This is a genomic window from Rhizobium acaciae (assembly GCF_025941625.1).
GTDB classification, from domain to species: Bacteria; Pseudomonadota; Alphaproteobacteria; order Rhizobiales; family Rhizobiaceae; genus Rhizobium; species Rhizobium acaciae.
The window spans coordinates 151,066-171,522 of sequence record NZ_JAPCZO010000006.1 but is presented as its reverse complement, the minus strand read 5'-3'; the positions used below and the strand labels follow the sequence as shown (position 1 = coordinate 171,522).

The following is a 20,457-nucleotide window of genomic DNA, read 5'->3' as shown; positions in this document are numbered from 1 at the left end:
CCACGTCGGCGAAGGCATCGTCTATTATCCAAGGGTTTTACTTGCCGAGGGAAATCGAACAGTTGATCCCATCATCGCTGCCCCTAAGTCACCTGGTTGAACACCACCATCTTGTCGTCGGCCATCTCTTCCATCGTCCAGGGAATGCCGCCGACCCCGTATCCTGACTGCCTGCGTCCGGCGAAAGGCATCCAGTCGGTGCGGAACGCCGTGTGGTCGTTGACGAGAACGGCCGATGCATCCAGATGTTTTGCCGCCTTGAGAGCAACCGCTATGTCGGCAGAAAAGACGCTTGCCTGGAAGGCATAGGGCAGCGAGTTGGCGATGCGGATCGCTTCGTCAAGGTCGCGGTAGCCGTAGACGCAGGTCAGCGGTCCAAAGACCTCGAGCACCGACACTTTCGCCTCAGTAGGCGGGTTCAGCAAGACAGATGGCAGCAGTGTCGTCTCGGACATCCGCCCGCCTCCGATCTGTCTGGCTCCGGCGTCCGTCGCCTCCTTGATCCAGGTCGTGACGCGGTCTGCCTCGCGTGGCAGGATGAGCGGCCCTACCTCGGTTTGCGCAAGTGTTGGATCCCCGACACGCAGGGCTGCAACCTTGGCGGCGAGGGCTTCGGTGAAGGAAGCCAGAATATCCTCGTGCACGAAAAGACGCTGAGCCGACACGCAGACCTGCCCAGCGTGATAATAGCCACCTTTGACGATAGTGCCGACAATCGCATCGACATTGGCGCTGCGGTCGACGATGACGGGTGCCGCTCCGCCATGCTCCAGCGCGCATCGGGTGCCCGGCGGCAGCTTGCTCTTGAGGTACCAGCCGACCTTGGCGGAACCGATGAAGCTCAGGAACGCCACGCGAGGATCGGTTGCGAAGGCCTCGGCAAGCGCGTTGTCCTCGGTGATGAGGGTCTGGCACCAGCGTTCGTCGAGACCGGCCTCCCAGAACAGCTTGACGATCTCGATGCAGGAAATCGGCGTTGTTGCCGCCGGCTTGATGATCACCGGGCAACCCACGGCGATCGCCGGCGCGATCTGGTGGATGATGAGATTGAGCGGATGGTTGAAGGCCGATATCGCCGCCACGACGCCGATCGGTTCCTTGGTGGTGAAGGCCCATCTGTTGGCGCTGGCGGCGGTCAGCCCCATGGGGATTTCCTTGCCGCCGAAATTGCGCAGCTCGTCCGCCGCGTTCACCAGGCCGTCGATCCCGCGCGTCACCTCGATGATCGCATCCGTAAGCGGCTTGCCGCCTTCACGGGCGATCATCATCGCAAAACGATCGCGGTTCTCCTGCAGAAGCGCCGACGCCTTTCTGAGGATCGCCATCCGTTGATGCGGGGGCAGCCAGCCATCGCGATCGGCGAAGGTTTTGGCGGCGAGCTGAAGCTTGCGCTCGAGTGCGGCCACGTCGTCTGCCGGCAGCTCTGCAATCGGCTCGCGGTTGAACGCCTGGTAGACCTTCATGGTAGACTGCATCTCAGGCCTCCAGTATCGCGGGGAGCCGTTCACGAAGCTCCTTTACCAGCACGCGTTCATTTTCCGAGTAGTCGACCGGGACGTTCACCAGATGGACGCCACCTCCGGAGAATGCCTCTTCGAGAACCTGTTTGAACTGGCCGATATCGTCGACCCTGGTTCCCTTGGCGCCGTAGGATTCGGCATATTTCACGAAGTCGGGATTGCCGAAGGTCATCCCGAAATCCGGGAACTCGTCCACCGCCTGCTTCCAGCGGATCATGCCGTAGGCATTATCCTCGATGACAAGAACGACGAGGTTGAGTTTCAGCCGGACGGCGGTTTCGAGTTCCTGGGAGTTCATCATGAAGCCGCCGTCACCGCAGATCGCCATGACACGCCGCTCGGGATAGAGCATCGAGGCAACCATGGCCGACGGCAGCCCCGCTCCCATCGTTGCAAGAGCATTGTCGAGCAGCAGCGTGTTCGCCATCCGCGTCCGGTAGTTCCGGGCGAACCATATCTTGTACATGCCGTTGTCGAGCGCCAGGATGCCGTCATGCGGCATCACTTCTCTTATATCGTGGACCAGCCGCTGTGGCGTGAAGCGATCCTCCGTCGCCCGCGCGGCGATGCGCGCGAGAATGCGCTCGCGGAGATGGAGAAGCGCCTGCGCATTTGGTAGCTTGCCCTCGAGGCGATCCGCCAGCGCCTTCAGCGAAGGGCCGATGTCGCCGATGACCTCGGATTGCGGGAAATAGACCTGCTCGACGGTCGCCGGCTGATATCCGATATGAACGACCTTCGGGCCGCCCTTGCCCATGATGAAAGGTGGCTTCTCGATGGTGTCGTGCCCGATCGTGATGATAAGGTCGGCCTGTTCGATGGCCTCGTGGACATAATCCCGCTCCGACAGCGCCGCGGTGCCCATATAAAGTTCGGTTCCGCCGGGCACCGTTCCCTTCCCCATCTGGGTGGTAAAGAACGGAATGCGCGTACGGATCACAAACTGCGCAATATCCGATGTCGAGCGGGGGCGCGAGGCGGCGGCCCCGAACATCAGAAGCGGACGTTTGGCTGCGGCAATGAGGGCGGCGGCGCGATCGAGGGCCGCGTCGCTTGCCGTCGGCAGTTCGAGCTGATGCGGCGCAATCAGCGCCACCTCCTGGCATTCTTCGGCCGCGATATCTTCCGGAAGCTCCAGATGCACCGGCCCCGGCCTTTCCTCCTGGGCGATGCGGAACGCTTCCCTGACCGTCGTCGGGATCATCTGCGGCGACACGATCTGCCTTGCGAGCTTGGTCAGCGGCTTCATCGACGCGACGACGTCGACCACCTGGAAACGTGCCTGGCGGGACGAGAGGATCCCCTTCTGACCTGTGATCATCACCATCGGCATCGCGCCGAGCAAGGCATAGGCGGCACCCGTCGAGAGGTTCAGAGCGCCGGGGCCAAGCGTTGTCAGGCAGACGCCGGGCTTCCCAGTCAGGCGGCCATAGGTCGCGGCCATGAACGCTGCTGCCTGCTCGTGTCGGGTGAGGACGAGCTCAATCGACGACTTGCGGATGGATTCGACGACGTCGAGATTCTCTTCGCCTGGGATGCCGAAAATGCGGTCGACACCTTCGTTCTCAAGCGCTGCCACTAGAAGATCGGAGCCTTTGGTCATGGATGTGTGCCCGTGCTGTTTGATTCGAGACTTCCAAAAAGGAAGGTCTCTCGAAGATATGTTCTTTTCCGGGCCTGTCCATGCGTTCGGCGGCATCGGCGGTTATCGTCGATGTTCAGTCACAGTTCCGGCTCGATCCCGGATCGTGACGAGTGCTTGCGCCGTCATTGAGCGCTGGCTCATATGGACGTTTCCGAGCGCTCACTGTGGATGAAGCTCGCGGGAGCACTGCGGGCATTTGGAGCCAGCGCTCAGTCGAAAAATACGTCTTGGTCTTCACCTGCGAATTTGAAGTCGCCTTAAGACCAAGAACAAAATTGAAGATATTTGCGCTGTCTGCTTCGCGCGTAAAGCTGAGATAGGAGCCGAATCGTTCGTATTCGACATTTCGAAGGTTTTGAATCGAGGCAAGAGTATCCTCGAAATCACGCCAGCACGCCTGCTTCACGATGATCTCGAAAATGCGCAGGACAGCCGGAGCGAGACGTCCCTGGGCGTCGGTCGTCGGCCCAATGATCTTGGCGCGGATATCAAGAATACCGCCCATCTCATCTCCACGAACCTTAACGAAGGTCGAGCTGAGGGGACGCACCTCGTCCCGTTCGTAGATGCGCTGAAAATAACATTCATAGCTGCGATTGCGCATCGATGCGGCTTTCCATTCGCTCATATCGATGCCGGCCTCTCGAAGAGCACCGCACATATTCCGCCCCGAGACGCGCCAGATCCGCAGAAACTGACTTGCCAACTCCAGCTTCGGGACCTCGATCAGCTGCAGCGATATCGATATCGACGGGAGGGGAGAAGGAGCCGCCGGATCTGAGCGAGCGGCGATGCGAGGTGATCGGGCAGCCTTATTGAGAGTTCGATATTCAAAGGGCTCGACCGGCTCTTCGAGGTGGTGGACTTCACGGAAAAAAACGACGAGGGCCGCAAGAAGCAAAACTGATATCAAAAGCCCCAGCCAAAGAAGAGACCGGCGGTTGCTCGGCAATCGGAAGTTCCGGTGCCAAAATGGACTGTCGCGAGGAGGATCGACGGGTGATAACACTTTATCCACGGCGCGACCTCACAAGAAAATAGGAGCGGCTGCGAGTTCGAACTCAATCAAACCTCGATCCTATTCGCGACCAACCAGCGTCGGTCGGCGATTGGATCAATCAGCCCCTGCTGGCGACTCCTTCTGGGGTGAGCAACGGATGCGAAAAACGGTACAGTCTGTCCGACTCACCTTCGACGCCGCGAGTGTGAAGTCGTGTGTGTGCAGCGTCAAGCAGGCGGCGCGATCGATCAGGCTGCGCGTCGCGGGGTTGACGGCATGTTCAGTGGCACGCTTGCCTCTGGACAAGCGGCGTCGAGATTTCGTCGTTACATGGTGGCGTCCCGTAATTTTATCACAGGACCTGAACCCATGCGACAACCCGGTTTCCAATAGAATAGATCGGAGACCGGAGCTGAGTGTTGCACCATGTCACAACGCAGCGGCGGCGGTTTGGTGCCTGGCGCGCAAGCGGTCGTTGCCGATAGTGGCGGCCAGTAGCTGCTCGTCAAGCTTGCCTTCCCATTTCGCGACGACGACGGTGGCAAGCGCATTGCCGATCAGATTCACAAAAGTCAGCCCCTCCGCAAGGATACGGTGAATTCCGAGGATCAGCGCGATGCTGGCGACCGGAATGGTTCCGGTGGTATTCAGGGTTGCCGCCAGTACAACGAAGGCCGCTCCGGCGATGCCCGCCGCTCCCTTCGAGGTGAGCAGCAACACCGCGATCAGGCCGAGTTCGTGCCAGAAGGTCAGATGTGTGTTCGTCGCCTGTGCCAGGAACACAGCGACGGTGGTCAGATAGAGGCATGTGCCGTCGAGGTTGAACGAATAGCCGGCCGGGATGACGAAGCCGACCACGCTTTCCTCACAGCCGGCCTTGCGCATCTTCTGGATGAGGCGCGGCAGCACCGTTTCGGTCGAGGTGGTCGCAGCGACGATGACGATTTCATCCCAGAGATAGCCTAGCAGCCGCCACAGGCTGACACCGCACCAATGGGCAACGCTGCCGAGGACGATTGTTGTGAACAAGGCGCAGACGACGAAGAACTCGATGATTAACTCACCCAGCGACCAGAGCGAGGCGGTACCGAACTGACCGACGGTAAAGGCAATTGCGCCGAAGGCGCCGAGCGGCGCGAAGTACATGATGTAGCCGATGATCTTGAAGAACCCTTGCGAGGCGCTTTCGATCACCTGGAATACCGGGCGTCCGCGTTCTCCGATGGCGGCGATGGCGATACCGAACAGGACAGAGATAAACAGGACCTGCAGAACGTGTCCTTCCGTCAGCGCGCTGGCGAAGGTATCCGGGATGATGTCAAGGAAATAGCTTGAAATGGACTGGTCGTGCGCCGTCGCAAGATAGGTCTTGATCGATGCGGTATCGATTGCGGCAGCGTCGATGTTCATGCCCTCGCCCGGACGCCACAGATCGACTGCGATCAGTCCGAAGATCAGCGCCAAGATCGTGATCGCCTCGAAATAGATAATGGATTTCAGCGCGACACGCCCGACGCTCTTCATGTCGTTCATGCCGGCGATACCATGTACAACGGTGACGAAGATGATCGGCCCGATCATCATGCGGATCATTTTGATGAAGGCGTCGCCGAAAGGTTTCATCGCCACCGCAGTGGCGGGCGTGAAATGACCCAGCAGGATGCCGAGCAGCGTCCCTGCCAGCACCTGAAACCACAACTGGCCAAAGATGCCAAATCGGCCCGCCGGTTTTTGCGTCTCACCCACAGGTGTCATCGTTTTACTCGCCTCCAAATACGTCATGATTTATTTCCTCCCAAGCTGCCCGCCTGGCCGTGATGTCCCATCTTTCAATTGTTCAATGGCAACTGCACCGTCCAATTGGCGCGCCCGGCCGCCCCGAAACGGTGACTGCGGAAGCAGCGATGCGGGCACTCACAAAGATCGGCCGCAACCGGCCGGCCAGCGGTCCCGTGCGTTCCTGCGCATCGTGGACGATGGGGACTCCGGCATCTGCCAGGCCGTGGATGATGGCGGTATCGGCGCGTTCGATCTGGGTAATCACATCGGGCATGCTCGATCCTCCCTCCTGTCTCGGCTGGGAATTAGGGGAGGGAATATTGAGCCGCAAAGCAAACTTGATTTGCGCACCGGTCATAAGCTGTGTTGAAGTGTGCTGATGATTGCACACCGCGAACTCAACCTTCGCCACCTCGAGGCCGTCGCTGCCGCCGCGCGGCTGGGCAGCATCAGCAGCGCGTCTCACACCATGAATTTGTCGCAGCCTGCTCTGACCCAAGCCGTTGCCAAGGTCGAGGCGCAGCTTGGCCATGTGCTATTCGATCGCCAGCCGAGCGGCGTTACCAGCACCGAGGCGGGGCGCTTGATCACGGCCCGCATCGAACGCGCGCTCGCCTATGTGGCGCGCGGCGGCCAAAGCGTGCGACGTGGCGCCCGCTTGCCGCCGCTGCCCCATATCGAGCGGCGCATCACTTTTGGACAATTGCGCGCGCTAATCGCGGTCGATCAAGCAGGCAGCTTTGCGCTGGCATCGAAGCGAATTGGCCTCTCTGAACCGGCATTGCATCGGGCGAGCCGCGATCTGGAGCAGTTGCTGGGCGTGCCGCTTCTCGTCCGGCAGGGGCGTACCGTTCAGCCGACGACGGCCGCCGCCGTGTTGCTGCGGTTCGCCCGTCTGGCGCAATCGGAGCTGGAGGCGGGGTTCGACGAACTGGAGGCACTGCGGTCGGAGGGCGCCGGACGTGTCACTGTCGGCACCATGCCGCTGGCGCGCGCAATCCTGTTGCCGCAGGCATTGGCTCGTTTCGCTCGCGCCTATCCAATGGCGTCGGTGGACGTGGTGGAGGGGCCATATGTGGAGCTGTTGGCCAGGCTCCGCGAAGGCGAGATGGATCTGCTGATCGGGGCAATGCGCGACCCTCCGCCGGTCAAGGACATCGCTCAGGAACCGTTGTTCATCGATGACCCGGTGATCGTCGGTCGCGCCGGACATCCCCTGCTGTCCAAACCGGGATTTGCCTTCTCGCGGCTATTGGATTTTCCATGGGTCATCGCCGCGACGGGCGCGCCGGTACGCCATCGGTGGGAGGAGATGTTTACAGAGCACGGGCTTGAGCCGCCACGGCTACGCATCGAATGCGGTTCGGTTCTGGTGGTCCGCGGGCTGATGCTGGAGGACGATTGGTTGACGCTGATGTCGCGCGACCAGTTCCTGTTCGAACGGCGTGCTGGCCTGCTTGGCGAAGTCGCCGGCGCTGGGCTGTCGTTGCGTCGTCAGATCGGCCTCACGGTGCGCGATGACTGGCGTCCGACACAGCTGCAAACGGCATTCACGGATACCTTCCGCACGGTTTGTGCGGAGTGGACTTCAGGAAAAGCAATGGAGCGTGAACCCTTCCGATATGCCTGATCATCGTCCGGTTCGTTAGAACGGGGCATGAGCAAACACCAAACGATCGCATTCACCGGTTTCGGAAAGCCTTCGCAGGCTTTCCGTAGGGGCTGGCTTCCGCACCGGCTGCGACCTCGAGCGAATGCTGGTCCAGGAGCTAAGCCGCGCCACCGCCGGCTGGCTCCCCATGCCTTCCCCTCCGACCGCGGGATTCGCTGCCGAGGCGAACGCATCTTTGCCGCTACAGGAACCTCAAAGATATGATCATCGACTGCCACGGCCACTACACTACGGCCCCTGCGCTCCATGGCGAATGGCGAGCACGACAGGAGGCTGCCATCAAATCGGGCGGCGATATCGATCCCGCCTATCCCGACATTTCCGACGATGCGATCCGCGAGACCATCGAGGCCAACCAGCTGCGCCTGCTGCGCGAGCGCGGCGCCGACATGACTATTTTCTCGCCTCGGGCCTCGGCGATGGCGCCGCATATCGGCGGAGAATTGGTGGCAAAGGTCTGGGCGCGTCGTTCCAACGATCTGATCAAGCGCGTGGTCGATCTCTATCCCGAGACTTTCGTGGGTGTTTGCCAGCTGCCGCAATCTCCTGGTGTCTCGATCGCCAACGCGATCGACGAGCTGGAGCGCTGCGTCAACGAGCTCGGCTTCGTCGGCTGCAATCTCAATCCCGATCCCTCCGGCGGCAAGTTCGATTCGCCGCCGCTCACCGATCGCGCCTGGTACCCCTTCTTCGAAAAGATGGTGGAACTCGACGTTCCCGCGATGATCCACGTTTCCGGCAGTTGCAATTGTGCGATGCATGCGACCGGCGCCTATTACATTGCCGCAGACACCATTGCCTTCATGCAGTTCGTCGAGGGCGACCTGTTTGGGGATTTCCCCTTGCTGCGGTTCATCATTCCACATGGCGGCGGAGCCGTTCCCTATCACTGGGGCCGTTATCGCGGCCTCTCCGACATGCTGAAGCGGCCGCCTCTGGCCGAGCACGTGATGAAGAACGTCTATTTCGATACCTGCGTCTATCATCAGCCGGGCATCGGCCTGTTGTTCGAGGTGATCGATGTGGAAAACATCCTGTTCGGATCGGAAATGGTTGGCGCAGTGCGCGGGATCGACCCGCAGACGGGGTACTATTTCGACGACACCAAGCGCTATATCGAGGCTCTGACGATATCCGATGAGGACAAGCGGAAGGTGTTCGAACTCAACACGCGCCGCGTCTATCCGCGTCTCGATGCACAGCTCAAGGCACGGGGGCTGTGATGGCAAATTTCCAGATGGATCCCGATTGGCTCCGCTATCATCCCGATCCGAGCAAACCGAGCTATGTTCCGCCGTCGGGTGCAGTGGATGCGCATTGCCATGTCTTCGGGCCCGGGGATGTGTTTCCCTATGCGCCCGAGAGGAAGTACACACCCTGCGATGCCGGCAAGGAGCAACTGTTCTCCCTGCGTGATTTTCTCGGATTCGAGCGCAACGTCATCGTCCAGGCGACATGTCACGGCGCCGACAATCGTGCCCTGGTCGATGCGCTGCATGCGGCCGGCGATCGCGCTCGCGGAATAGCGACGGTGCGTGACACGGTGACGAACGGGGAGCTCGCCGAACTGCATGACGCCGGCGTGCGCGGCGTGCGCTTCAACTTCGTTCGCCGCCTGGTCGACCCGAAACCGGATGCCTATTATCGTGCGATCATCGACCGTATCGCACCGCTTGGCTGGCAGGTGGTGATCTATTTCGAGGCGGCCGATCTCGAGGAGCGTTGGGACTTCTTCACCTCGCTACCGACGACCGTCGTGGTCGACCACATGGGCCGGCCGGATGTCTCCCAGCCAGTCGACGGCCCGCAGTTCGGCCGCTTTATCCGGTTCATGACCGAGCATGAAAATGTCGTCAGCAAGGTGAGCTGCCCGGAGCGGCTGTCGCGATCAGGTCCACCGAACTACGACGACGTCATTCCGTTTGCGCGGACGCTGGTCGAGCGCTTCCCGGAGCGTGTCCTGTGGGGCACCGATTGGCCGCACCCCAACATGAAGGACCACATGCCCGACGACGGCGCGCTGGTGGACATCATCCCGCGCATCGCACCCTCCGAGGAGCTTCAGCGCAAGCTGCTGGTTGACAATCCTATGCGGCTCTATTGGCGGTAATCCGCCTTCGGGATGGCTGGACGACGCATTTCACGCAGGTGGAGGGCGCCGATCTGGATGCGCAAGGCATTCATGCATCGGTTGTGCGGACATCGCTGCGTGCATCGGCATTTATCAAGAGGAGGAGATTATGAACATGAGCGTAAGACAACAAGTGAGCACGCCATCCCGGCGGATCGTAACATTGATGAAATCGATTATCCCGGCGCTCGTTCTAATACTCGCGATGGCGGTGGAAGCACCGGCGCAGGAGAACGACTATCCGAGCCGCGAGATCAGTCTTGTCATTCCCTTCGGCCCTGGTGGAATTGCCGACATCACTGCGCGCATCGTTGCGGATTCTCTCGGCAAAAAGCTTGGGAAACAGATCGTCATCCTGAATCAGCCCGGCGCGGGAGGATCGGTCGCCGCACGGGTGGCGCTGAATGGGGAGCCCGACGGATATAGGCTCGCACTTCTGTCGAACGGAACTGCAGTCAGCGTTCCGTTGTTCAAGAACCTGCAGTTCGATCCCGTCGCCGATTTCGTTCCGGTATCCAGCCTCGCCTATTTCGATTTCGTATTCGTGACCAAGGCGGATGGTAAATTCAAATCCCTCAAGGATATTCTCGAAGCAGCCCGCGCAAACCCGGGCGCGCTCAATGTCGGGACGATTAATGTCGGGAGCAGCCAGAACCTTGCGGCCGAACTCTTCAAATCGACGGCCGGAGTGGACCTCACGATCGTTCCCTACAAGGGCACGCCGGATCTACAAGTTGCCCTTCTCGGTGGGGAGCTTGACCTGATCATCGATAGCCAGACGGCGCTAAAAGCGGCACTTCAGCAGAACCAGGCTGTTGCGATTGCATCATCTGGCTCGGCCCGTTCTATCCTCCTGCCGGACGTTCCGACGGCCCAGGAAGAAGGCGTAAAAGGGTTCGATGTCACGTCCTGGAACGGTATCTTCGCTCCCGCCGGCACACCTCAGGCCGTCGTGAACAAACTGAACACGGCGCTCGTCGAGGTTCTTGGCGACCCCGACGTCAAGAAGCGGTTTGCGGATCTCGGCGTCGAGGCCCGTTCCAGCACGCCGCAGGAAATCGGCGATCGTCTGAAGGCTGATATCGACAAGTGGTCAAAGGTCATAAAGGATGCGGGCATCGCGCGGCAATAGACGAAACGCGTCCGCCAGCCTTCCCGTGCCTCAGCCGGCCGGGTCGCTTCTCCAGCCGATCCGGCATGCCCACCCATCCACTTCGCGATCATCCCGTCGCTGCGGCTGACGATCTTTTCGGTCGCCGTCTTCAGCGACGGGTTCGGGCTGCCGTTCGAGCGCTTCATCCTGTTCTAGGAGACGATGATGGGACTTTTCGGCAATCTCGCTTGGCGCCAGGCCTCATAACGCTCCAGGGTCTCCTGGTTTGGCGGGTATACGCCCAAGGTCGATTTGCCTGACTCGATTTCCAGCTTGAGAAACTCTTCCTGCTCCTCCATCGCGACAGCTTCTTCGGCAATGTCATCGACATATTCCCGCGGAATAACGATCACCGCTTCGCTGTCGCCAAAGATGATGTCATCGGGGTAAACGGCGACGCCGCCGCAGGCGATTGGCTGGTTCATATCCGAGGCATGGTGGGCAACCAGGTTCGCCGGCGCTGCCGGTCCCATGCAGTAGGTCGGAAGACCCAGCTGCGCGATATCGGCCGTATCGCGGACGCCGCCGTCGAGCACGAGACCGGCGGCGCCACGATAGACGAGACGACGGGCAAGCATGGCGCCAATGCCGGCGACTTCCGCCAAGGAGCGGCAATCGAAGACGAGAACGTGGCCGTCGGGGATCGTATCGATGGCCTTGCGCTGTTGATTGGATGGATCCGAACTGTAAGTCGAACCGTCGATATCCTCCCGTGCGGGGATGTAGCGTACGGTGACGGCTGGGCCGATCATCGGCCTGCCGGCGCTCGCCAGCGGTCGCACGCCGCGAACCGCGGTGTTCTTCAGGCCACGCTTCAGCAACAGAGTGCTGAGACTTGCAGAATTCGTCCGCAAAAGCTTTGCGTAAACTGATGGGTCCAAAGCCGTCATGAGATCCTCCATTGTCCGGTGGAAGCTCTAGCATAACGAGAAGATAGTTCAATAAAGAATTTTATGTTTCTTATTTGGATAATGGCTGCTTGCCATTGATCGCCTTGGTCAAGATGGCGGCGCCCTCCACAACCTCGCGCTTGATTGCCCGCGCCCTGTCCGGCGTCGCTTCACCAATAAACGGGACGCTGATCGTCGCGACGAGCCGACCTTCGGAATCGAAGACGGGCGCGGCAAAGGCCCGGAGGCCGAGGTTGGATTCCTGATTGTCCTCGGCGCATCCATTGCGCCGAATTTCAACGAGTGCTTCCTTCAGCGCTTCCGGATCGGTAATCGTGTATGGCGTCTTCGACTCCAGTCCGCCGCTGCAATAGGCCTCGATGTCACCGTAGTCCGAATAGGCAAGGGCGAGCTTGCCGGCGGCGCCGACATGTTGACGCGAGCGACTGCCGACCTTGATGAAAAGCGAATAATCGCCGGGACTGGAGGCTGCAAATATCGTCATCATCTCGTTGCCTTCGGGGGCGGCCAGCCTGAAGGATTCGAAAATGCGGTCAGCCGCAGCCGTCAGGATCGGCCTTGCCGCCTCGATCACCGTTGCCCTGTCGGCGCCGGGCGAGATGCGCCGCGCAAGCTCGACGAATTTTGGCCCCAACTCGTAGGACGCTCCACCATTCACCCGCGCCACAAGCCCATGCGCGGCCAATGAATTGAGGATCCGATAGACGGTCGAGCGCGGAACTCCAAGCTGATCAACCAGTGCGGCCAGGGAAATTCCCGTCTTCGCATCGGCAACGGCCTCAAGCAAGTGGGCGGTCTTCTCGACGACGGGTGATCCATGCCTTGGTTCAATCATGAACTTTGAATTCCATATGAGAATTATAGTATTGACTTCACCGGACTGAGTGAGCATGCTCAGTGGTGCGAGTGTCACATTTGACACTACGCGCTTGGCGGAGGAAGTAAAGCCATTTGGATACCCGCCGAGGCGGTGCGCAACCGGATGGTTTTCACAAGACGGCACTGCGATGGACGGGATGCCGCTCGTTTGGATCTGGAGGAGGGATTTCATGAAGAAGATGAAGGCAATTGGTGCGCTGAGCATCGGACTGGCATTTCTGCTGGCTCCAGGCAGCGCAATTCGCGCCGATGCTGCCTCGGATAAGCTGGCGGTGGTGGTGACCGATGAACCGAAGTCGCTCGATCCCTGTGACACCGACCTTTCGGGCAATTCTCGCATTCTGCACAACAACATCACGGAAGCGCTCGTCAATCTGAGCCCGGCCGACGGATCGGTCGTCCCGAGCCTTGCCACCGGCTGGCGGCAAATGGACGAGCTGACCTGGGAATTCAAGCTCCGCGACGACGTCACCTTCCACGACGGCAAGGCGTTCGATGCCAATGCAGTCGTTGCCGCTCTCAAGCGCGCGCAGGATCCGGCACTGGCCTGCGAAGTCGGACTTGCGACGTTGAAGGGCGTCAAGTTCAATGCCGAAGCGGTGAACCCGACGACCCTCCTCATCAAAACGGATATCGTCGAGCCGATCCTGCCGAACAAGATGTCCGCCGTGGACATCGGTTCGCCGGCGACCCCGAACGACGGCAAGACGCGTTCCCCGGCCGGAACCGGACCTTACAAGCTTGCAGCGTGGACGCCCGGGCAATCGGTCGACCTCGTGGCCTATGACGGCTATTGGGGCGACAAACCGGCGATCAAGAACGCAACCATCATCTGGCGCGCCGAATCCGCTGTTCGCGCGGCGATGGTCGCCACCGGTGAAGCACAGATCGCATATGAAATAGCACCCCAGGACGGCACCACGGAACAGGATCATGCCTTCCCGAACGCCGAAACCTCGCTGCTGAGGATCGACGCAGAAATTCCGCCGCTCAACGACAAACGCGTGCGTGAAGCCCTTAATCTTGCGATCGACCGGGACGGCCTTGTCGGCACCATTTTCCACCAGGATGCCCAAAAGGCGATGCAGGCGGTGCCGCCGTCCGTCTTCGGCTTCAATCCCGACATCCCCGTCTGGACGTATGATCCCGAAAAAGCAAAATCCCTGCTCGCCGCCGCGAAAGCCGATGGCGTGCCGGTCGACAAGGAAATCGTCATCTACGGCCGCATCGGCATCTATCCCAATTCGTCCGAAAGTCTGGAAGCCATTCAGGCAATGCTCGCGGATGCCGGCTTCAATGCCCGGCTCGAAATGCTTGAAACGAGCCCATGGCTGAAGAAGCTGCTGAAACCTTGGGACAAGGAACGTCAGCCGTCGATCCTGCAGACGCAGATCGACAACACCGAAGGCGACGCCGTATTCACGCTGCCGAACCGTTTTACCACCGACGGTAACCAGTCGACCATCGCCGATGCCAAGCTCGACACATTGATTGCCGACGCGTCGAAGGCAACCGGCGACGAACGCAAGAAACTGTTCGAGGAGGCGTTCAGCTACATCGCCGTCGATGCGGTCAATATCGTCCCGCTGTTCCACATGGTCACAATCGCCCGCGTCGCCGAGAATGTCACCTACACACCCGATGTGCAGGCCGGCAACGAGATCAAGCTTAAATCGATCAGCTACCGCTGACCGCCCAGACTTGTCGCCGAACGTCCCTTGAGGAGAGCGGATGTCCTTCACCTACTTCCTGAAACGTGCAGCCTTTGCGGCACTCGCACTTGCAGCATTGATGACATCCGCCTTCTTCCTGGTGCGGTTGACGGGTGATCCCGTCAATCTCTACCTGCCCGTCGATGCCTCGGATGCGGCCCGCGAAGCCATGCGCGTCCGTCTCGGCCTCGATCGCTCCCTCCCGTGGCAATTCCTCGATTGGGCCGGCGACATGCTGAGCCTCGATTTCGGCACGTCGCTTTGGCACAACCGCCCGGCCATGGACGTTGTCCTGGAGGCGTTGCCGAATACGCTGGCGCTCGGTGCCATTGCCTTGACCCTGGCCTTCATCGCTGCCGTCATTATTGGATCGATTGCCGCTGTGAATGCCGGCGGCTGGATCGACCGGGCTATTAACGTGCTGTCGCAGGCAGCGGCCAGCGTGCCGGATTTCTGGCTCGGGCTGATGGGCGTCCTGCTGTTTGCCGTTACCTTGCGCATTCTGCCGACATCGGGTTTCGGCGGTCCGATCTATTGGATCCTGCCGGTTGCCTGTCTTTTTGCCCGACCGTTCGGGACGCTGGTGCAGATCGTCCGCGGCTCGATGATCGAAGCACTGAACGCGACATTTGTCCGGACTGCGCGGGCCAAGGGCGCGCGCGGCGGCCGGGTTACCTTCGTGCATGCGCTGCGCAATGCCCTCTTGCCCGCGGTGACCGTGACCGGTGACCTCGCCGCCCAGTTCGCCGGCGGCGGTGGCGTCGTCGAGGTTGTTTTCGGGTTTCCCGGCATCGGCAAGCTGCTGATCGACGGCATCCTCAAGCGCGATTTCGCGATCGTCCAGGCATCGATCTTCGCGGTCGCCGTCGTCATCTTCTTCATCAATATCCTGGTCGACATGCTCTATGCCTCGATCGATCCGCGCGTGAGGGTCGAATGACCAACACGTCCGCCGACTTCCTCCCTGCCCGCGAGCGCCGAAGCCGCCGCATCTTGTGGTTCATGCGCGCGCTCGCAGGCGACCCGATGGCGGTCGCTGCGACAATCTGGCTGCTGATCGTCGTCCTTGCCATCCTTGCGGACGCATCGTCGCTGCTGGGCGAAAACCGCATTTCGCTGAAGGCGCGCAACCTGCCGCCCTTCGACCTCGGCCAGTCCTGGACATTGTGGCTGGGCGCCGACGCCCTCGGGCGCCCGCTCCTCGTTCGCCTCATTCAGGCGGCATCGACAACGATCGGCATAGCGCTGGTGACTGTTCTGACGAGCCTGATCGGCGGAACGCTGCTCGGCGTGATCGCCGGTTACTTCGGTGGCATCATCGGCAACCTTGTCATGCGGGTGTGCGACATCATCCTGGGTTTCCCGACGCTGCTGGTGGCGCTCTTCGGGCTCTACCTGTTCGGCCCGAGCGTCGGCAACCTCATCATCGTGCTCGCCGTTACCCGCATGCCTGCCTATATCCGCGTCGCAAGAGCCGAAACTCTGGAAGTCCGGGAGAGGCTTTTCGTTGATGCGGCGCGCGTCTTCGGCGGCGGGCCTGTCTGGATATTGCGCAATCACATTCTCCCCAGCGTCGCTCCCACGATGCTGACGCTCGCCTCGGTCAATCTCGCCATGGTCATGTTGTTCGAATCCGGGCTGAGCTATCTCGGTCTCGGCATCCAGCCGCCTGCCGTGAGCTGGGGTCTGATGGTGGCGCAGGGCCAGGGATATCTGTCATCCGCCTGGTGGCTGGGCTTTTTCCCTGGCCTGGCTGTGATGCTCACGACCATGTCCTTCAATCTCCTCGCCAACTGGTTCCGGATCGTCAATGACCCGTCGCAGCACTGGCGTCTTGTCAACCGGAGGCGCTGATGGCTCTTCTCGAAGTCAAGGACTTGCAGGTCAGTTTCGATACGGCCGCCGGCCGCATCCTGGCGCTCAACGGCGTTTCCTTCTCGCTCGAGCGTGGAGAGGTCCTGGCGCTTCTTGGCGAAAGCGGCTCCGGCAAGTCGGTGACCGCATCGGCCATCATGGATCTCGTTCCCAACCCGCCGGGCGAAATCAATCAAGGATCGATCCGCTTCGACGGTGTCGAGCTGTTGCAGCTCTCGCGGAACGAACGGCGCGATCTTTGCGGCGACCGGATCGCGCTGATCTTTCAGGATGCGCTCGCAGCGCTCAACCCGGTCTATTCCGTGGGCTGGCAGATCGCTGAAATGTTCCGCATCCACGGCCGTACTCCGGAAGGCGGTGTCGAAAAAGCCGTGATCGACCTTTTGACGGCCATCGGCATTCCCGACCCTGAAAGCCGTGCCAGGCAATATCCGCATGAGTTTTCGGGCGGCATGCGCCAACGCATCATGATCGCCATGGCCGTGGCACTGGAACCGGATGTCATCATCGCAGACGAGCCGACGACGGCGCTCGACGTCACGATCCAGGCGCAGGTGGTCGATCTTCTGGAGACGATCCGCAAACGCAGCGATGCCGGCATGATCTTCATCACCCATGATCTCGGCGTCGTCGCCGAACTCGCCGATCGCGTCGCCGTCATGTATGCCGGCCGCGTCGTCGAGACCGCAAGCGTCTTCGAACTGTTCGAAGATGCACGGCATCCCTACAGCGTCGGATTGCTTGCCTCGCAGCCGCGCATGGACACGGATGAAGACGAATTGGTGCCGATCCCCGGCTCAGCACCCAATCCTGTCGCCCTGCCTTCCGGCTGCACATTCAGAACCCGCTGTCCACGCGCCGAAGGGCTCTGTGCCGAGGTCGTCCCCTCTCTTGAAACCGTAGGGCCGGGCCGCCAGGCCGCCTGCCACTTCCCGGTATCACCAGTATGATCGAACCTCTGCTCAAGGTCCAAAACCTTTCCCGGCACTTCGGCAGCGCCTCGGCGCCGGTGCGTGCCGTCGACGATGTCAGCTTCGAGATTGCCAAGGGAGAGACCCTCGGCCTCGTCGGCGAAAGCGGCTGCGGCAAAACCTCGCTGGTTCGGACGCTCTTGAAGCTCGGACCGGCGACAAGCGGCAGCGCTTTGCTCGACGGCGTGGACATTACGACAGCCAGCGGCCGGCGGCTGCATGAATTGCGCCGCAAGATGCAGGTCGTTTTCCAGGATCCTTACCAGTCGCTCAATCCCCGCATGCGGGTCGACCGGCTGATTTCCGAACCCTGGGCATTGCACCCGGGGGTCGTGCCCAAGAGCAGCTGGCGTGAAGAGACGGTCAAGCTGCTCGAATCCGTCGGGCTGCGCGCCGAGCATGCGGACCGTTATCCCTCGGAATTTTCAGGCGGCCAGCGGCAGCGCCTTGGCATTGCCCGCGCTCTTGCGCTTAATCCGACACTTCTTGTCTGCGACGAGCCTGTCTCAGCCCTCGACGTCTCGGTCCAGGCGCAGGTGATCAACCTGCTCGCCGGACTGAGGCGCGAGCGTAATCTGGCGATGCTGTTCGTCGCGCATGATCTCGCCGTCGTGCGGCATGTCTCGGACCGTGTAATGGTCATGTATCTCGGCAAGATCATCGAAACGGGGCCGAAGCAATCGATTTTCAGCGCAGCGGCTCATCCCTACACGCAGGCCCTGATGTCGGCGGTCCCGACACCGGATCCGAGGCGTCGCGCGCAGCGCAAGCGCATCGTTCTGCAGGGCGATCTGCCGAGCCCCGCAAATCCGCCCAGCGGATGCCGTTTTCGAACGCGTTGCTGGAAAGCGACGTCGATCTGCGCAGAACAGGAGCCTGCCCTGACCGCGCGAACGGCAGCACCTGGTCTTCTGACCGCCTGTCATCACGCCGATGCGGAAATCGCCAACGAAATCCCTCGCCTTGAAAGGACCTGAACCCAGGCCGATCATGCCAAGGTGATCGCAAAGCTGCGCACACCGTTGCGCCGGTCATCGACGATTATTTTCCGTTCGTGTTTCCTGATTGTTTGGTGGCTGCGTTCAGCACGCCTTGCTGCAGATCCGCCTCGTCGGCAAGAATGGCGGCGGCCTCGTCGAGCAGGACGTCTTTTGCGTTCTTGCGGGCATTCTCGATGGCAATATCAGCGCTCAGGCTGCGCTCGCCTGCCTCCAGGCCGTCATCTCCAAGATCCTCGCCACCGCTTGCTTGCGCTCGATCCTTGAACCGTTTCTCGCGCGCCGTCGCTTCTTTGCGACGTTCGGCTTCATTGAGGGAAACAATTCCTTTTTCCCGCTGCGCCTTGAGGTCGGCAATGTCTTTTATCAGGCGTTGGAAGTCCGGATCGCTCTCAATCCGCGCATCATGGCGGCTTTGCAATGTCGGCAGCAACGTCGTGACAGTGTCGGCGGCCGTGTATTTCGCAGGTTTGATCTGAGCCCACGGCAGGGCATTGTCATAACTGGTCTCGCCGAAGCTCGTCGGATCGGAAAGTCCTGGCAAGCCGATATCGGGCGTTACGCCGTGCAGCTGCGTCGTCCCGCCGTTGACCCGGAAAAACTGGGCAATCGTCACCTTCAGCTCCCCCAACTCGGGTTTGCTGTTGCGGACGATCCGGTCAAGATCGACGACGGTCTGAACGGTGCCCTTCCCGAAACTGGGTTCGCCGACGATCACGCCTCGACCGTAATCCTGGATTGCCGCGGCAAAAATCTCCGACGCCGAAGCCGATCCGCGATTGATCAGGACACCCACCGGGCCTGTCCAGACAGGCGCCGCAAGATCCGAGCTCCTCACTTCGACTTTGCCATCGCTGCCGCGTTGCTGAACGACCGGGCCATTGCCGATGAACAGGCCGGTCAAATCGATCGCCTCGTCCAATGAACCACCGCCATTGTTGCGCAGGTCAATGAGAACGCTGTCGACCTTTTCTTGTTTCAGTTCGTCGAGAAGCTTGGCGACATCGCGGCTTGCGCTTTTGTAATCCTGGTCTCCTTTGCGCTTGGCTTCAAAATCCTCATAGAATACCGGCAGCGTGATGATCCCGATTTTACGCGTCGCGTCGCCCGCCTTCACGGACAGCACAGTCTTCCTGGCGGCCTGCTTGTCGAGACTGATTTTATCGCGCACCAAGTTGATGACCCGATGCGTGCCATCAGCTCCGGCATCTGCCGGCAGGATGTCCAGCCGCACGACGGAGCCTTTTTTTCCGCGTATCATCTGCACGACTTCATCAAGGCGCGTGCCCACCACGTCCTTGATCGCCCCATCCTTGCCTTGACCAACGCCGGTAATGCGGTCTCCGACCGCGAGCTTGCCGGACAGCTGCGCCGGTCCGCCAGGAACGAGCTCGCGGATCGTCGTGTAGTCGTCGCGCTCCTGCAGGACCGCACCGATACCAAACAGCGAAAGCTTCATCGAGACATTGAAGTCGGCTGAAGCGGCCGTACCGAAATAGTCCGTGTGCGGGTCAATCGAGGTTGCGTAGGCGTCCATGAACGATTGGAAAACGTCGTCGCTTTTAAACTTGTAAGCGCGCTCGAGCGTGTTTTCATAACGTTTGTCGAGTGTTTCGCGAATGGCCGCGTCGTTTTGGCCGCCCAGTTTCAACCGCAACCAGTCGCTCTTGACGCGCTTGCGCCAAAGCTCATTGCTCTCGGCCTCCGACTGCGGCCACGGCGCTTTATCGCGCAGCACCGAATAATTTTCCTGCGCGCTGAAATCGAAGCCTTGCTTAAGCAGGTTGCGCGCATAGTTCATGCGGTCGACAACGCGCTGCTGATACGCTTTGAAGATCGCAAACGGGATCTTCAAGTCCTTATCCTCGATGGCATCATCGATCTCGCTGCGGTCGGACATGAATCCGTCGATGTCGGCTTGCAGGAAGAGCATGCGATCCGGATCAAGTGACTTGATGAACCCATCCATGATCCTGGCTGACAAGGCGTCGTCGAGTGGGACGGGCTTGTAGCTATACCGCGAAAGAAATTGCGCGCTCAACTCAGCGGCTTGCGCCTGTCGCTTTAGCGGAGCCAAAAGAGGCGGTGATGCGACTTCAGCATATGCGGACTGTGCAATTGCAAGAAATGCACCAAGGAAAAAGTAGGCTATGCGCATTCAGCGTTGATCCAATTCTTGATGCCGAGTGTCGATGTGCGATCTATGTGACG

17 protein-coding genes and 1 pseudogene are annotated in these 20,457 nt (G+C 60.5%); 10 read left to right on the top strand and 8 right to left on the bottom strand.

Features of this window, described 5'->3' with window-relative positions; genetic code table 11:
* Positions 1–83: 83 nt before the first annotated feature.
* The 5 genes from OLZ32_RS11850 to OLZ32_RS11830 all read right to left on the bottom strand — a co-directional run bounded on the left by OLZ32_RS11850 (position 84) and on the right by OLZ32_RS11830 (position 6,218).
* Positions 84–1,475: an aldehyde dehydrogenase family protein gene (locus OLZ32_RS11850; RefSeq protein ID WP_029871656.1), complete on the bottom strand. Its 1,392-nt coding sequence runs from the start codon at positions 1,473–1,475 to the stop codon at positions 84–86.
* Between the two features lies 1 nt (position 1,476).
* Positions 1,477–3,123, bottom strand: coding sequence for an acetolactate synthase large subunit (locus OLZ32_RS11845; RefSeq protein ID WP_164068979.1), 1,647 nt, complete (start codon positions 3,121–3,123; stop codon positions 1,477–1,479).
* A 115-nt stretch (positions 3,124–3,238) separates the two neighbouring features.
* On the bottom strand, positions 3,239–4,117 hold the full coding sequence (locus OLZ32_RS11840) for a DUF6030 family protein (RefSeq protein ID WP_264396156.1): 879 nt from the start codon (positions 4,115–4,117) through the stop codon (positions 3,239–3,241).
* 477 nt (positions 4,118–4,594) lie between these two features.
* Positions 4,595–5,920, bottom strand: a complete 1,326-nt coding sequence (dctA, locus tag OLZ32_RS11835; RefSeq protein ID WP_017991700.1) for a C4-dicarboxylate transporter DctA — start codon at positions 5,918–5,920, stop codon at positions 4,595–4,597.
* 82 nt (positions 5,921–6,002) lie between these two features.
* A complete protein-coding gene (locus OLZ32_RS11830; protein WP_264396155.1) occupies positions 6,003–6,218 on the bottom strand; it encodes an RraA family protein in 216 nt (71 codons plus the stop codon).
* A gap of 105 nt (positions 6,219–6,323) precedes the next feature.
* On the opposite strand from OLZ32_RS11830, the gene OLZ32_RS11825 reads away from it, so the two are divergent.
* The 5 genes and pseudogenes from OLZ32_RS11825 to OLZ32_RS11805 form a co-directional block, all read left to right on the top strand.
* Positions 6,324–7,574 (top strand): LysR family transcriptional regulator, encoded by a 1,251-nt coding sequence (locus tag OLZ32_RS11825; protein WP_264396154.1) that lies wholly within the window; start codon positions 6,324–6,326, stop codon positions 7,572–7,574.
* A gap of 242 nt (positions 7,575–7,816) precedes the next feature.
* Entirely contained in the window at positions 7,817–8,839 is a 1,023-nt protein-coding gene (locus OLZ32_RS11820; RefSeq protein WP_264421152.1) for an amidohydrolase family protein, read from the top strand.
* Positions 8,839–9,726, top strand: a complete 888-nt coding sequence (locus tag OLZ32_RS11815) for an amidohydrolase family protein (protein ID WP_264396152.1) — start codon at positions 8,839–8,841, stop codon at positions 9,724–9,726. The genes OLZ32_RS11820 and OLZ32_RS11815 overlap by 1 nt, the downstream gene beginning before the upstream one ends.
* A gap of 130 nt (positions 9,727–9,856) precedes the next feature.
* A complete protein-coding gene (locus OLZ32_RS11810; RefSeq protein WP_406648112.1) occupies positions 9,857–10,879 on the top strand; it encodes a Bug family tripartite tricarboxylate transporter substrate binding protein in 1,023 nt (340 codons plus the stop codon).
* Positions 10,880–10,954: 75 nt separating this feature from the next.
* Positions 10,955–11,056: pseudogene (locus OLZ32_RS11805) on the top strand (tripartite tricarboxylate transporter TctB family protein); the annotation flags it as partial.
* Here the strand turns inward: OLZ32_RS11805 and OLZ32_RS11800 are convergent.
* Both OLZ32_RS11800 and OLZ32_RS11795 read right to left on the bottom strand, forming a co-directional pair.
* Positions 11,053–11,790, bottom strand: coding sequence for a ribonuclease activity regulator RraA (locus tag OLZ32_RS11800; protein ID WP_264421150.1), 738 nt, complete (start codon positions 11,788–11,790; stop codon positions 11,053–11,055). The pseudogene OLZ32_RS11805 and the gene OLZ32_RS11800 overlap by 4 nt on opposite strands.
* 70 nt (positions 11,791–11,860) lie before the next feature.
* The gene (locus tag OLZ32_RS11795; protein ID WP_264396149.1) at positions 11,861–12,646 is read right to left on the bottom strand and encodes an IclR family transcriptional regulator; all 786 of its coding nucleotides are present in this window, start codon (positions 12,644–12,646) and stop codon (positions 11,861–11,863) included.
* A gap of 214 nt (positions 12,647–12,860) precedes the next feature.
* On the opposite strand from OLZ32_RS11795, the gene OLZ32_RS11790 reads away from it, so the two are divergent.
* The 5 genes from OLZ32_RS11790 to OLZ32_RS11770 are packed head-to-tail and all read left to right on the top strand — an operon-like array spanning position 12,861 to position 18,225.
* Positions 12,861–14,381 carry an ABC transporter substrate-binding protein gene (locus OLZ32_RS11790; RefSeq protein ID WP_264421148.1) on the top strand — a complete coding sequence of 507 codons (1,521 nt, stop codon included), beginning with the start codon at positions 12,861–12,863 and terminating at the stop codon, positions 14,379–14,381.
* A 40-nt stretch (positions 14,382–14,421) separates the two neighbouring features.
* The gene (locus OLZ32_RS11785) at positions 14,422–15,342 is read left to right on the top strand and encodes an ABC transporter permease (RefSeq protein WP_062941637.1); all 921 of its coding nucleotides are present in this window, start codon (positions 14,422–14,424) and stop codon (positions 15,340–15,342) included.
* On the top strand, positions 15,339–16,256 hold the full coding sequence (locus OLZ32_RS11780; RefSeq protein WP_264396147.1) for an ABC transporter permease: 918 nt from the start codon (positions 15,339–15,341) through the stop codon (positions 16,254–16,256). The genes OLZ32_RS11785 and OLZ32_RS11780 overlap by 4 nt, the downstream gene beginning before the upstream one ends.
* Entirely contained in the window at positions 16,256–17,227 is a 972-nt protein-coding gene (locus OLZ32_RS11775; protein WP_264396146.1) for an ABC transporter ATP-binding protein, read from the top strand. The genes OLZ32_RS11780 and OLZ32_RS11775 overlap by 1 nt, the downstream gene beginning before the upstream one ends.
* Complete coding sequence (locus tag OLZ32_RS11770; RefSeq protein WP_164047590.1) at positions 17,224–18,225, top strand: ABC transporter ATP-binding protein; 1,002 nt, start codon at positions 17,224–17,226, stop codon at positions 18,223–18,225. Before OLZ32_RS11775 ends, OLZ32_RS11770 begins: the two co-directional genes overlap by 4 nt.
* 64 nt (positions 18,226–18,289) lie before the next feature.
* Here OLZ32_RS11770 and OLZ32_RS11765 read toward each other — a convergent pair whose 3' ends face one another.
* The gene (locus OLZ32_RS11765) at positions 18,290–20,404 is read right to left on the bottom strand and encodes a carboxy terminal-processing peptidase (protein ID WP_003550668.1); all 2,115 of its coding nucleotides are present in this window, start codon (positions 20,402–20,404) and stop codon (positions 18,290–18,292) included.
* Between the last annotated feature and the right edge of the window lie 53 nt (positions 20,405–20,457).